Below are 14823 nucleotides of genomic sequence, written 5' to 3'. Positions count from 1 at the left end.
CTTAATTTCATCACTCATCAAAGGTGTGAAATTGTTTCTACTTGCATTGTACACGCTTACCTTTAAAACTTTTGCCTACACATTTACTTTAAAAATCTAATCACATACCATTGCTACGCGTTATTGCCGTGGTTGGATTATGTTTAAAGCTTTTACCAAATATGTGTTTGTTGTAATTTTGCTGATTGCTTCTTGTGGGCAGTCTTTTGCACGTGCATATTCTTTTGAGCATGCTAATAGTGATTGTGTAACGGCAAACTCGAGCACAAACTCAAATTTAAGCACAACCACAAGGTCCGCAGTAGCCGTAAGTGCTTCTAGAAAGCCACGTGTTTATGCCACACACGAGTTAGAATCTTCACAAAATGCATTGCATGCTAACCACTCAGCTCACACCACCGTTCACATGAGTGCCGAAGAAACAGGCTCAATGGCGATGAGTACGAATGATAAAATGGCAATGAGTGATGGTAACTGCTGTTTCGATGAATGCATGTGCGATACGAGTACCTGTTCAAACGCTAGTCTAGTTGCTCTAACTCGACACACCACCACAGCGCCAACATGCAGCGAGCACGTTGTTGCCGAGCAGCGTGGTAAACCTAAATCAATATCTTCCTCTCTATTTCGACCCCCCATTATTGGCTAAACAGCACAGTTGCGTCTTTTTTTCATGAAAGCGCGCATAACCGTATGTTTAACATGGGCCCATATTCAGAAATTATTCAGCCATTCTTCGTGTCTGAACGCATTCAAACCGGTCCATTCCAACGCTTAAATTAATAAAATTCGGTAGGTCTGCCTGCAGCACAAACGATGATGAATAGGATGCCTTTCATCTTCTTTTGACTGCACTCACGCTTACTTGTAAGGACTCGATATTATGAAATGCTTAGCCAATGCTTTCGCAATGTTAGTAGGCTGCTTATGGGGTTGTTTGCCTGTACTTGGTGCACCTTCAAACCAGGTTATTACGCTTGAACAAGCTATTTCGCTGGCGCTTAAAAATGACCCTTGGCTACATGGCAGTGAACTAAAACAAGATGCGGCGAATTATCGAAGCGTTGCAGCACGCACATGGTCCAATCCTAAAGTGTCTATTGGCATGATGAATTTACCGACCAATTCATTCTCGTTAAACCAAGAAGCGATGACCCAGTTTAATGTTGGCGTTTCACAATTACTCCCTCGGGGCTACTCATTAGCGATTAAAGAAAGTCAGTTAAAAATAGAAGCCTTTAAATTTACGCAGCTTCGCAATGACAGAAAAGCGAGGTTAACAACAAGCGTGACGGAGCTCTGGTTAGATGCGTATTTAGCTCAGCAAACCATTGCGCTGATTGAATCTGATCGCATGCTGTTTGAGCAAATGGCGGAAGTAGCAAAAGCAAGCTATGCCGCTGCATTAGGCAGTACGCGTCAGCAGGATGTCATTCGCGCAGATTTAGAAATTATTCAGTTAGAAGATAGATTAGTGTCACAAAAGCAGTTGTTAGAATCTGCCACTGCTCAACTAAGCGAATGGTTCCAGTCATATGATAACGAAACACAGGGCTATAGCTTTAATTCTAATTTCCAGTCCCAGTCTTTCTCACTTACAGACTCACTGCCATCAATCGAATTAGTCAGCCCAGAAGCAGCTGATGCATCCTCATATGCCAGAGAGAAAATGGCACAGATTTTAATAACACACCCAGCGGTAAAGGCTGTAGAGCAAAAGAGAAAAGTATTTGAGAAAACGACTGAGTTGGCAAAGCAGCAATACAAGCCTCAGTGGGGTGTTAACGCCAGCTATGGGTATCGAGATGATATGCCGTCAGGACAAAGCCGAGCAGACTTCTTTTCGGTGGGTGTGACCTTTGATGTACCTCTATTTACAAAAAATCGACAGGATAAAGAGATTGCAGCAGCAATAGCGGAGACACAAGCCGTGAAAACCGAAAAGTTGCTTTTAACCAAGCAAATGTTAAGCGCCCTAGAAACAGAGATAAGACAGCTTACGCGTTTGCGAGAGCGACAAACCCTGTACAAGCAAGGGATACTTCAGCAAACCAATGAACAAGCCGATGCCTCTCTTACCGCCTATACCAACGATGATGGCGATTTTTCCGAGGTGGTACGAGCGAGAATTGCTGTTTTAAATGCGCAAATTTCTGCACTTAAGATAGACGTTGAAGCGCTTAAAACGGTGGCGCGAATTAACTACTTTTTTGCAGGTGCCGAATCAAAGGCAAACCAAAGTAACTTTGAAACACAAATGAACGCGGGAGTAAGATAATGGCGAATAAATCACAAAATACAAAGGCTTCTGTACTCATTGCGAAGCCTTTGCTAATTGGTTTTGCCTTAGGTGCACTGGCACTTTTTATCGCTCAGGTTGCGTTTGAAACTGTGTTTTTAGCGCATTCAAGTTCTCATCACGAGCTAAGTGCTGAGAAGGGCAGCGAAAGTGTTTCAGAAAAAAAGCCCCTTTATTGGGTGGCCCCCATGGACGCAGATTATCGCCGTGACCAGCCTGGCAAGTCGCCCATGGGAATGGACTTAGTGCCCGTATTCGAAGAAGGGACACTAAGCACTACTGCTGAAAAAGGTACTGTGGTAATAGCCCCTCACGTTATTAATAACTTAGGTGTAAGGACTGCGCTTGCCGAGCGAAAGGCAATAAACAGTGACATTGTGTCAGTGGGATACGTTAAATACGATGAAGATGAAATTGTGCACATACACCCCCGCGTTGAAGGGTGGATAGAAAAGCTTTACATAAAAGCAGAAGGCAACGCGGTAGATAGAGGTGAGGCTTTATATACCTTGTATTCGCCTCAATTAGTCAATGCGCAAGAAGAGCTAGTCATCGCGCTTCGACGAAAAAATAGCGCCTTGGTTAATGCTGCAAAAAACAGGCTTAAAGCGTTACAGCTTTCGCCAGATTTGATAGAAAAACTAGAAACCACGCAGCAAGTTCAACAAAATATCACATTTTATGCACCGCAATCAGGCGTGGTAGATGGACTTAATATACGAGAAGGTTTTTTTGTTAAGCCTGAAGATACACTGTTCAGTATTGCTAAATTAAACAAAATTTGGGTGGAAGCTGAAGTGTATGAGCGCGATGTTGTGCAGATTTCAAAAGGGCTACCGGTAAGCATGACCCTCGATTATTTGCCAGGCAGGGAGTGGATGGGGAAGGTTGACTATGTGTACCCTGCTCTTGATGAAAAAACTCGAACACTGAGGATTAGGCTGGCTTTTGACAATTCGGATAACCTACTTAGACCTAATATGTTTGCCAATGTGACTATTCATACTCGAAAAGCAAAGCCTATCTTAGTTGTGCCTGAAGAGGCGGTTATCCGCACGGGTAAGCAAAACCGCGTTGTGCTTGCTCTTGGCGATGGCAAATTCAAATCTGTCAGCGTGAATATAGGTCGAGTCAGTCAAGACAGTATTGAAATTTTAAATGGGCTGAATGAGGGCGATAGGGTAGTCACTTCGGCGCAGTTCTTACTCGATTCGGAATCGAGTAAAACATCGGATTTTACTCGCATGGAGTCCCGTGAGAAGCCGCATTCGGCCAGCTCTCATTCCGGCGGCTCTCATTTAAGTGCATCTCATTCCAGCTCATCTCATTTAGCTGGCTCTCATTCGCCAGGCTCTCATTCAAATATGCCTAAGCCAGAGGTGTCATCGGCAACGGTGACAGGGGTGATCAATGCGGTTAATACATCTACGCGTATAATTAATACTAGCCGAGAGGCCATCAAGAAATGGAATAGACCGCCCGCCACTATGGATTTTACCGTTGCACAGAACATCGACCTCACTAGATTTAACGTGAGTGATACCGTTAATTTCACCTTTGAAATTCGCGAAGACTTTATCGTGGTAGCCATGACACGTAAAAGCGCTAACCCGTCATCAAAGAAGCCCATGCATAAGGAAATGATCCACGAGGAAATGAGTCATGAAAATATGAGTCATGAAGATATGAGCCATGAAGATATGAGCCATGAAGATATGAATCATGAAGATATGAATCATAAGAATATGAATAATAAGGATATGAATCATAAGGATATGAATCATGATTGAGTCGATTATAAGGTGGTCTATAGCAAACCGTATATTGATTGTTTTGCTATCGTTAATAATGGGGGCCGCGGGTATTTATGCCCTTAAGAATACGCCAGTTGATGCTATACCCGATTTGTCGGATGTGCAGGTGATTATAAAAACCAGCTATCTGGGGCAGTCGCCACAGGTAGTGCAAGATCAGGTGACCTTTCCTCTTACAAGCGCCATGCTTTCAGTACCGGGAGCGAAAACCGTTAGAGGTTATTCCTATTTTGGCGACTCTTATGTGTATATTATTTTCGATGACAATACCGATGTCTACTGGGCTCGAAGCCGGGTATTAGAATACTTGAGTCAGGTCTCAGAGACGTTGCCTGCCTCAGCAAAACCTCAATTAGGGCCTGATGCCACTGGCGTGGGTTGGGTTTACATGTATGCACTCACCGATACCACAGGTAATTATGATTTAAGTCAGCTTCGCAGTATTCAGGACTGGTTTTTAAAATACGAGTTACAAACTGTGGATGGTGTTTCTGAAGTGGCCACTGTAGGGGGAATGGTAAAGCAGTATCAAGTGCAGGTAGAACCAAACAAACTTCGAGCTTACAACATTCCCCTTAGTCACATACAAACCGCCCTGCAGCGGGGAAATAAAGAAACTGGCGCGTCTGTTATTGAAATGGCTGAAGCTGAGTACATGGTCACGACGACGGGCTATATCGAATCGGTTGCCGATATTGAGCGCATACCCCTTGGATTAAACGAGCAGGGGACGCCACTTCGCATAGGCGATGTAGCCTACGTCAATGTAGGCCCACAAATGCGCCGCGGCGTTGCTGAGTTCAATGGGGAAGGCGAAGTGGTAGGCGGTATTGTTGTTATGCGCTATGGCGAAAATGCTCAGCAAATAATAGAGAGAATAAAAGATAAAGTTGCCTCGCTTACGTCCTCTTTACCCTCAGGCGTTGAGATTGTTCCGGTGTACGATCGCTCAAAATTAATAGGGCGAGCGGTCGATAACATATGGGATACATTGCTAGAAGAGCTCGTTATTGTTGCATTGGTTTGCGTGGTATTTCTGTTTCATATTCGCTCATCTCTAGTGGCTATTTTTACACTGCCGTTGGGTATTTCGATAGCATTTGTTGTCATGTACATACAGGGAATTAATGCCAATATTATGTCGTTAGCTGGTATCGCCATTGCCATTGGCGCAATGACCGATGGCGCTATCGTGATGATAGAAAATATGCACAAGCACATAGAAAAGCTGAACAAAAATGGCGATACCTTAAATAGCCATAACCGCTGGCATGTGTTGTCAAATGCGGCGAGTGAGGTAGGCCCTGCGCTGTTTTTTAGTCTTTTGATTATTACCGTTTCATTCTTACCCGTATTCATATTAGAAGCTCAAGAGGGCAGAATGTTTGCACCGCTGGCCTATACCAAAACCTATGCAATGGCCGCTGCAGCAGGTTTAGCAATTACGCTAGTACCTGTGCTTATGGGGTATTTCATTCGAGGAAAGGTAACTTCACAACAAAGAAACCCGCTCAACCGATTGCTAATTGCCCTGTATCTACCGGTATTACGAAAAGTAATGGCGTTTCCAAAGTCGACCATAGCGATGGCGCTTATTATTACCGCTGTGGGTTTTTGGCCCATCGACAAGATAGGCAGCGAGTTTATACCTACCCTCGATGAGGGCGACTTACTGTATATGCCCACTACCTATTCAGGTATTTCTATAGGCAAAGCAAGGCAACTATTACAGCAAACCGATAAGCTGATTAAAACGCTGCCCGAGGTGGACACTGTTTTTGGCAAAGTGGGGCGAGCCGACACGGCTACCGATCCTGCACCACTAACAATGATTGAAACCTTTGTTCAATTAAAACCAAAAACGCAGTGGCGAGAGGGCGTTACTACCGATTCACTAAAAGCGGAGCTAAACCAACTAATACAATTTCCGGGGGTAACCAACGCTTGGGTCATGCCGATTAAAACGCGCATCGATATGCTGTCGACGGGGATTAAAACGCCCGTTGGAATTAAAGTGGCGGGGCCAGACCTCAATACAATTCAGACTATTGGTGAGCAAATAGAAACAATACTTACTGAAGTAGCGAGCACCGTCTCAGTATACTCAGAGCGAGTTGCTGGTGGGCGTTATATCAACGTTGACATATCTCGCGAGAAGGCCGGTCGGTACGCGCTAAATATTGATGATATTCAACAAGTGGTGGCGACGGCTGTTGGTGGCATTAACGTTACGCAAACTATTGAAGGGCAGGAGCGGTACTCGGTAAACCTTCGCTATCCGCTAGACTACCGAAACTCGCCTGAGCAATTGGCGCGATTACCGCTAGTAACGGAAAACGGACAGCGCATTGCGCTGGGGGACGTGGCCGATATTAACGTTGAGGCCGGACCTTCGGGAATAAAAAGCGAAAATGCACGGCTTAATGGATGGGTTTATGTCGATATTGAGAATGTGGATTTAGGCTCTTATGTTTCAACTGCAAAAGCACATTTAGAGATGCATATAGACCTTCCTGTTGGCTATTCAATGACGTGGGCGGGGCAATATGAGTACATGGAGCGGGCGAAAGACAAGTTAGCCTACGTATTACCGTTAACTATCGCCATTATTGTCGTTTTGCTTTACCTTAATTTTAGGGCATTTAGCGAAGTCGCCATCATTATAGTCACACTGCCAATGGCAATGATTGGCGGGTTGTGGTTAATGTACTTTAAGGGTTATAACTTTTCGGTGGCAGCCGGTGTAGGCTTTATTGCACTGGCAGGAGTCGCGGTAGAAATAGGTGTGATCATGTTAGTGTACCTAAACCAATCTTTTGACGAACTTAAGATGCAAGCCACAGAGCGAGGCACGGCAATTTCAATTGTGGAATTTCGAAACGCTCTGCTAGCAGGGGCTGGAATGCGGGTGCGCCCAGTAATGATGACGGTGGCAACTATTATATTAGGCTTGCTGCCCGTTCTTTATGGTGAAGGAACAGGTTCTGAGGTAATGAGCAGGGTAGCAGCCCCTATGGTTGGGGGCATGACAAGTGCCGTAATACTCACGCTCATCGTATTGCCTGCGTTATATTTATTGGTGAAAAAGCCCCAAGTCAGTGTGTTTAATCGCGGCCTTAATCACAATCTTGACCACGGGCTTAGCCACAAATCTGACCACCTTGATTAGTCTGATGAGGTGGCGGAAGGATTTCGCTAATTTTTGGCTGTATTTTTGTGGCTAGTGCTCAAATATTCACAATTTAAGAGGTTCTTAATGAAACGTATTAGTTTTATGCTACTTGTGTTTGCAGGCTTTTTAAATTCAGCGAATGCGGTGCAAAATCAATTTGAAATTCAATTTCAAGATCAAAATCAAGAGCAAGACCAAGACCAAGATGAACGGTTACAGTCTGGTCTTCTCGCTGTGGTGAATAAATCTGATGACAGTATCAGTATTATTGATGTCAGCGAAAAGCGCATCATTAAAACGCTTCCCACAGGCAAAGGCCCTCATGAACTCATTATGTCTGAGGATCAAAAGTGGGCAGTAAGCACTGATTTTGTCGGTGGCGACAGTTTAACTGTTTTCGATTTAAAAACGCTTGAGGTAGCAAGGACAGTACCACTTGCCTCACTGCGAGGGCCTCATGGCGCCACGTTTTTAAACGACAATGAACGGATAATTTTCACCTCTGGTAAGGCTAAGCACCTTGGTATAGCGAATGTGGTGACAGGCAAAGTCACCAATAAAATCGAGACAGCCCAAGATACCACCCATATGGTTACCCTTAGCAACGATGAAAGCATAGCGTATGCCACCAATATCGGTAGTAACTCGATATCGGTTGTGAATATGAGCAATCGAAAGCTGCTTAAAAACATGCCAACGCTATCAATGCCCGAAGCTATTAACTTTCGCAAGAGCGCAGAAGAGTTATGGTATGGCGCAAATAAGGAAGGCAAACTCGTGGTTGTTGACCCAGAAACTGAGGCTGTACTTGCAACGTGGAGTGGTTTTAGCTTTCCTTACCGAGTGCTGTTTAACCACGATGAGTCGGTGGCGATGGTGCCTGATTTTCGCAAGCACTACATTCGTTTTTTTGACGCGACGAATAAAAAAGAGCTTGGCACATTAGCCCTAAAAAAAGAGGCGGGGCCGCAGGGTATAACCATGCATACCGATCATGACATTGCATTTTTATCGTTAAATTTAAAAAACAAGATAGTGGCGATAGACATTCACACCCAGCAAATCATTGCTGAGTTTCCCACCGGAAATAATCCAGATGGGGTGATTTTTATCAGTCGATAGTTGTTTGCCTAAGGCCCTGGATTCCAGAAGCGCCGGCGGTCTTTAAAAGCGCGACTGGTATTTGAAAGCGCAACTGGTCTTCAAAAGCGCGACTGGTCTTTGAAAGTACCGCTGGATGTCATGAGCATGGCCTTAGCACAACCTAAGTGTAACAAGATAGCTGGCCTAATTCGGCCAGCATTTTTGTTTAGGGAAGTGGAGTATATCCCCAAGGCGTTTTTGGTAGGTCAACAGGGTTTGTTAAATCAAAGTCTACTTGAACTTCCCTTGCAGGACGCACTAAGCGATAACTAAAACGCTTAGGGTAAATCATCATCTGCCATACGTTGTCAGTGGAAGCATTAATGCCAGAGTCGATAAATAACTGTTTTGAGTATGCATCAGCTGGGAATGACTGAACCTCATTATAGCCGCGGCTATCAGTGTGTCCGCCATACATGGTAGAGGTATGAAAACTGCCATCTTCATTACGATGGTCGTGTTTAAGCATTAAGCCGGCACCTGTTTTGGTGACAATCCAAGTGCGAGAGGCGTCATCCCCGACGTGAAACGGAATATGCAGTTGAGTATCTGAGCACTCCCTTACATGCATAACCAACTGTGCGCCGCCGAATGTATTGCCTACGTTATCCTTTGTCACCTTTCCAATAAAGGCTTTGCCGCAGTGGGCTTTTATTGCATTAAAAAAGTTATCGTGAGTTTCGATAGACACCAAAGGAGCTGACGCTGCGCTTGTTAATGCGGAAAACGCAGCAATGTATGCCGTAAAAAACACAGTGCAAAAAGCAGAAAAAGTTTTTGTTTTAGTCGACGTAGTTTTCATAATAAACCTGTTAGTAAGATGCGCTTTTTAATACGCTCTGATATTCCTTACCTTAAGTCAGTGGAGCCGATATGTCACTGTTATACTGCCCTTTAAGCGTTTGTTTAACAGCGCTTGTTTAACCTACTAGCACGTACCACATTGATTTTTATATCGGTGCAGAGAAAATGCACAATAAAATTCGGTACGTTGTAATCCAAATTAGTATTCATTTCATGAAGCTAAATAAATCAGTCAAATAAAGTATGTCTATACTTTCCTTCATCATACTCTACGTAAAAACAATAATGGGTCGTTGCTCTTAGCCACACAACAAGCTAACAGGTCCAGCTACTAGGTCCAGCAAAGAGGCCAGTCATGAAGAGTATAAAAGGTGAATAGTATGTCTAACGAATTTAACGGTAAGACCGCAATTATATCCGGCGCCGCCGGTGGTATAGGGCTAGCTGTTGCCGAAGCGCTGGCAGAGCAGGGCATGAACATTGTTATGGGAGATATTGATTCTTCCACGTTGTCTGAGGCAAGCGACGCGTTAAAAGAAAAAGGGTACAACGTTCTTACCTGCCCGTTAGATGTTACCGACTATACGCAGTGGGAGTCCATTGTGGAAAAGGCAAAGGAAGCCTTTGGCAAGGTACATATGGTGGTTAATAACGCCGGCGTTGGCGGTACACCTGGCAAGATTGAAGACGCTGAGCACGAGACATGGCGTTGGGTGATGGATGTTAACGTGATGGGCGTGCTTTATGGTGCCCAAGCAACAGTGCCAGCAATAAAAGAGCACGGTGAAGGCGGCTGGGTTTTAAATGTGGCGTCGATGGCCGGAATGATGGGAATGCCTTACGCGGGTGCATATTGTGCATCGAAAGCTGCGGTGGTATCGATGACCGAAAGTTGGATGGCTGAACTACAGCCTCACAATATTCATGTATCTGTGCTGTGTCCTGCCTTTGTTAAAACGCGAATTCACGAGTCGCATCGCAACAGGCAAGAAAAGTATGCGGTAGCAAAAGAAAAGCGGATGAGTAAAGACAAGCTTATGGCTGGTGCGCAGGCCGCGGCTGCTGCCGTCGAATCTGGTATTCCGGTATCTATGCTGGCAGAGAGAGTGGTTGAGGCGTTACGCTCTAAGCAAACCTATATTTACTCTCACCCCAACTATAGAAAAGTGACTAGCGGGCGAGCGAAAGCTGTCGACATGGCATTTGTCGATGCCGAAGAAAGTGCAGTGGTAGGGCATTTAATCAACGATGATATCGTCACCTTTTAAAGAGGCTTTGCACACCGTTTTAAACTCGACGTTAATGCCTTAAATTATGCTTTGGATATTAACTTTTCATTAGCGCTGTCTAGCATGATATGCAGCGCTTGTGGTTTGCGAAGGTAATATCCTTGGGCATAATCTACCCCAATTTCTTTCAACCGCCCCATCATTCTTGCTGTTTATTCCCACACTTTTCTTTATCAGGTTCGCCCTTGTATTTTTCATCAATAATTTCGTAGCAGGCTCCAAGCACTATAAACAGTAACGCGGTTTGTAAGTTATCCTGATGGGTGTTCAGTTCCGGAGTGATTAAAAATGCATAAATGGCTTCCAGCATAAGAAGAAGCGCAGCAGCACCAGTTGCATAGCTGAGTTTAAATTTCATGAAGGGAACGCCTTTTTAAAGAGGCTCGCGGAGCCTCTTTCTCTTTGGTTAAAGTTGACTACCAATGGTTTCTATTCGTGTTGCCATATACATCGTAAATAGCATCATTAGCGTTGGCTACTTTTGCAAAAAAAGCGCCCAACTCATACATTAAGCCTCCGCCTGCAACAGCACTTATGTCAGCGGATGAAAGTTCAATCATTGTTTCTGTTTTCATAGTTTTTCCTTAACTTCTGTGAGCAGAATAGCCTTCGTAAAATTCATACAAGCCTTCAGCTATAGTCGCAACGACGCCGACGTAACCTAGCCCCTTAATCCAACTTCCGCCAGAAACGGCACCTAATTCATTTATAGTTAATTCATTCATTAGTCATATTTCCTTATATTTTATTGTGACGTGATTTTATCATCGCGCCGATATGCAAATTAGCAATTGCCTTACAGTAATGAAACTGGCCGTCGTATGTGTTTTTACGCGTTTATATAAATCAGTACAGTGAGAGTGGGTTCAATGCATCTGACCCCTATTATCGTCAGTTGGTCGTTTGTTCCATTGAACACTTGTACGCTTGTTTGTAACTTCATTGCTGAAGAGTTCACAAACTAGGCAATAACAATGAAAAAAATACTTAACGTTGCAGTGGCTGTAGCAATGGCACTGTCAAGCGTGCCGGCATTTGCAGATAAGTCAGAGACAGATAAAAACGCCCCTTTCAGTAGCGCTACCTTTAAAGCGATGGAAATGAGAAGTATCGGCCCGGCCTATATGTCGGGGCGAATAGCGGATATCGCTATCGATCAAAACCACCCGTCAACGTGGTACACCGCGGTAGGCTCCGGAGGCGTGTGGAAGACTAATAATTCGGGTACCACGTGGGAACCTATTTTTGATAATGAAGCGGTTTATTCAATAGGCGATGTCACCATTGCGCCAAGTAACTCAAACATTGTTTGGGTTGGTACAGGTGAGAACAACGGCGGTCGTCATATCAGTTTTGGTGATGGTGTATACAAATCACTTGATGGCGGTCAAACGTGGAAAAATATGGGGCTTAAAAAGTCAGAGCATGTTTCCGACATTATTATTCATCCAGAAAACCCCGATGTTGTATGGATATCGGCGCAAGGCCCTTTATGGTCTGAAGGTGGCGAGCGAGGTTTGTATAAAACCACCGACGGCGGTGAAACTTGGAAGCAAGTACTCACCCCAGATGATGAATGGACAGGGGTAACATCACTTCTGCTAGACCCTAACGACCCTAACAGGCTTTATGCTGCAACATGGTCAAGACAAAGGACCGTTGCAAATTACGTGGGTACAGGCCCCGCAGCCGGTATTCACACCTCTGACGATGGTGGCGAAACCTGGACTGAATTGAAGACTGGTTTGCCGAAAGGCAACATGGGTAAAATTGGAATGGCGATTTCACCTATCGACTCCAATGTGCTTTACGCGACGATTGAGATAGACAATCGCGAAGGCGGTTTTTATCGCTCGGCAAATAAAGGCGCAAGTTGGGAGAAGATGTCTGATGAAGTAGGTGGCGGTACTGGCCCGCACTATTATCAGGAAATTTTTGCTGATCAGCACCAAATGGATAGAGTGTATATTGCCAGCAATTACAGTAAAGTGTCTGACGATGGTGGAAAAACATGGACGCCTATTAATACCAAGCGAAAACACGTTGATGATCATGCAATGGCATTTCATCCCACTGACCCTGATTTCGTTTTGATGGGGTCGGATGGCGGAATTTATATGTCTCACGATAGCATGGCCAACTGGCGTTTTATGGCAAACTTGCCATTAACCCAGTTCTATAAGGTCGCGCCCGACGATACCAAGCCGTTTTACAATGTGTATGCGGGTGCACAGGATAACTCTACACAGGGCGGCCCTTCGCGAACAAATCGCGCAGAGGGAATTAAGAACAAAGACTGGTTTTTGACCCTAGGCGGCGACGGACACCAGCCTGCTGTTGAGCCCGGTAATCCAGACATCGTGTATTCCCAGTGGCAGCAAGGTAACCTCACTCGTGTGGATATGACTACGAAGGAAGGGGTTTATATAAAACCGCAACCGTTACCAGGCGACCCAGCAGAGCGATTCAATTGGGATGCGCCTATCAACGTATCTGCTCACGATCCAAAGCGAATTTATTTTGCATCGCAGCGCGTATGGCGCTCTGACGACCGTGGTGATAGCTGGACTGCTCTGTCGGGCGATTTGACTAAAAACGGCAACCGCATGCATATGCCTATGATGGGACGAACGTGGTCTGTAGAAGCTGGCTGGGATTTATATGCCATGTCTGAGTATCACACAATTGCAAACTTTGCTGAAAGCCCGGTTGATGAAAATATTCTTTGGGTAGGCACAGACGATGGCATCATTCAGGTTACTACGAACGGCGGCAAATCGTGGAAAAAGATAGAGTTGGACGATATTCGAGGCATCCCTGCTACTGCTTATGTGAATGATATTCGCGCTGACCTTTTCGACCCGAATACAGTGTATGTTGCACTAGATAACCATAAATATGGCGACTATAAACCGTATCTTATTAAGTCGACTAACTTAGGGAAAAAATGGACGTCGATGGCAGATGATCTGCCTGAAAAACATTTAGTGTGGCGTATTGTTCAAGATCACAAAAATAAAGATCTTATGTTTATTGGTACTGAATTTGGCATTTTCTTTACCGTTGACGGGGGAGATAAGTGGGTTGAACTTGAAGGTGGAATGCCTACTATTTCAACGCGAGATGTGAAAATTCAGCGTCGCGAGAACGACTTAGTCGCCGGTACGTTTGGTCGAGGGATTTATATACTTGATGATTATGCACCGCTTCGCTCACTAACGAAAAAGTCGATGGAAGAAGACGCTCTGCTGTTTGCGCCTAGTCGCCCGGTTAAGTGGTATCAACCAGACGATAACCATACAGATTCAGACGGTGACGACCGCTATGTGGCTGAAAACCCCGAGCACGGTGCAACACTGACCTATTACCTAAAAGACAGCCTACTGACAGCGAAAGAGAAACGTCAAGAAGCTGAGAAAAAGCTTATGGAGGGAAAAGACAAATATCCGAAGTATCCAAGCTGGGAAGCGGTGGAAGCAGAAAATCAAGAAGCTGCACCTGCCGTCTATCTTGAGATAAAAGACGCTAAAGGCGACGTGGTTAATCGGGTAGAAGGTAGCACAAAAAAAGGCTTGCACAGAATTACATGGGATATGACCTACGCCAATGCAATGCCTATTACGGATAAAGACAGTGCGAGTCGTTCACGTGGCGCGTTAATGGCGTTACCTGGCAGCTACACGGCAGCGCTGTTTAAGCGCGAAGGTACTGCAATAACGCCGCTAGCCGAACCGGTTAGCTTTGTGCTGGAGTCTATCTACGAAGGTGCACTAAAAGGTGCGACCGCACAAGAACGTGCCGCCTATGATGGAAAGGTGAGCGATGCTCAAAAACAAGCGGTAACCACTACAAGCGTATTGGCTAATGTGAAAGATACGATGGAAGTCCTTCGCAGTGCTATCAACCGCACTCAGGGTGATATCAGCACGCTTGAAACACAGTTTGCCGATGTGCAGGCTGAAGTTAATGCCTTAAGCCGCGATCTTTATGGGTTAGAGTCTCGTGAACGCAAAGGAATAAAGCCTGCGAACATAACCAGTCGTTTGAGTTACGCTCGCTCTGCGGTGGGGTCTTCTTATGGACCGACTCAGCAGCACCAAGACCAATTGCGTTATGCTAGCGAAGGGCTTAATGCAGTGAGTAAGCGCGTAAGTGCTCTTCAGCAAACTACCTTACCTGAGTTACAGCGTGCTGTAGTGAATGCTGGCGGTCCATGGACAGCAGGTCTGCCGGTTATTACTGAATAACTGTCAATGCAATAAACGGGGTTTTATACCCTATAAAACGGCAGTGTTCTCACTG

The 14823-nt window shown here is 45.0% G+C and carries 11 protein-coding genes; 7 read left to right on the top strand and 4 right to left on the bottom strand.

What is annotated here, in order from left to right; translation table 11 throughout:
- Positions 1–139 precede the first annotated feature (139 nt).
- The 5 genes from O9X84_RS07745 to O9X84_RS07725 all read left to right on the top strand — a co-directional run bounded on the left by O9X84_RS07745 (position 140) and on the right by O9X84_RS07725 (position 8407).
- The gene (locus tag O9X84_RS07745) at positions 140–649 is read left to right on the top strand and encodes a hypothetical protein (RefSeq protein WP_269519116.1); all 510 of its coding nucleotides are present in this window, start codon (positions 140–142) and stop codon (positions 647–649) included.
- A 234-nt stretch (positions 650–883) separates the two neighbouring features.
- Positions 884–2278, top strand: coding sequence for a TolC family protein (locus tag O9X84_RS07740; protein WP_269519115.1), 1395 nt, complete (start codon positions 884–886; stop codon positions 2276–2278).
- The gene (locus O9X84_RS07735) at positions 2278–4089 is read left to right on the top strand and encodes an efflux RND transporter periplasmic adaptor subunit (RefSeq protein ID WP_269519113.1); all 1812 of its coding nucleotides are present in this window, start codon (positions 2278–2280) and stop codon (positions 4087–4089) included. Before O9X84_RS07740 ends, O9X84_RS07735 begins: the two co-directional genes overlap by 1 nt.
- Positions 4082–7282, top strand: a complete 3201-nt coding sequence (locus O9X84_RS07730) for an efflux RND transporter permease subunit (protein WP_269519112.1) — start codon at positions 4082–4084, stop codon at positions 7280–7282. The genes O9X84_RS07735 and O9X84_RS07730 overlap by 8 nt, the downstream gene beginning before the upstream one ends.
- An 87-nt stretch (positions 7283–7369) precedes the next feature.
- Positions 7370–8407, top strand: coding sequence for a YVTN family beta-propeller repeat protein (locus O9X84_RS07725; RefSeq protein ID WP_269519110.1), 1038 nt, complete (start codon positions 7370–7372; stop codon positions 8405–8407).
- A gap of 187 nt (positions 8408–8594) precedes the next feature.
- Here the strand turns inward: O9X84_RS07725 and O9X84_RS07720 are convergent, their stop codons facing one another.
- Entirely contained in the window at positions 8595–9230 is a 636-nt protein-coding gene (locus O9X84_RS07720; protein WP_269519109.1) for a hypothetical protein, read from the bottom strand.
- Positions 9231–9612: 382 nt separating this feature from the next.
- On the opposite strand from O9X84_RS07720, the gene O9X84_RS07715 reads away from it, so the two are divergent.
- Positions 9613–10500, top strand: a complete 888-nt coding sequence (locus O9X84_RS07715) for an SDR family NAD(P)-dependent oxidoreductase (RefSeq protein ID WP_269519108.1) — start codon at positions 9613–9615, stop codon at positions 10498–10500.
- 160 nt (positions 10501–10660) lie between these two features.
- On the opposite strand, the gene O9X84_RS07710 is transcribed toward O9X84_RS07715, so the two are convergent.
- From O9X84_RS07710 to O9X84_RS07700, 3 genes are read right to left on the bottom strand one after another with little or no spacing between them, the layout of a single operon-like run.
- The gene (locus O9X84_RS07710; RefSeq protein ID WP_269519107.1) at positions 10661–10879 is read right to left on the bottom strand and encodes a hypothetical protein; all 219 of its coding nucleotides are present in this window, start codon (positions 10877–10879) and stop codon (positions 10661–10663) included.
- A 58-nt stretch (positions 10880–10937) separates the two neighbouring features.
- A complete protein-coding gene (locus tag O9X84_RS07705) occupies positions 10938–11096 on the bottom strand; it encodes a hypothetical protein (protein ID WP_269519106.1) in 159 nt (52 codons plus the stop codon).
- Between the two features lie 9 nt (positions 11097–11105).
- Positions 11106–11246, bottom strand: a complete 141-nt coding sequence (locus tag O9X84_RS07700; RefSeq protein ID WP_269519105.1) for a hypothetical protein — start codon at positions 11244–11246, stop codon at positions 11106–11108.
- A gap of 249 nt (positions 11247–11495) precedes the next feature.
- On the opposite strand from O9X84_RS07700, the gene O9X84_RS07695 reads away from it, so the two are divergent.
- Entirely contained in the window at positions 11496–14768 is a 3273-nt protein-coding gene (locus O9X84_RS07695) for a WD40/YVTN/BNR-like repeat-containing protein (RefSeq protein WP_269519104.1), read from the top strand.
- The last annotated feature ends 55 nt before the right edge of the window (positions 14769–14823 follow it).

It is taken from the genome of Alteromonas sp. BMJM2 (assembly GCF_027257845.1).
Lineage (GTDB): Bacteria > Pseudomonadota > Gammaproteobacteria > Enterobacterales > Alteromonadaceae > Alteromonas.
The sequence above is the reverse complement of the archived record's forward strand: the minus strand, read 5'-3'. Positions and strand labels throughout refer to the sequence as shown.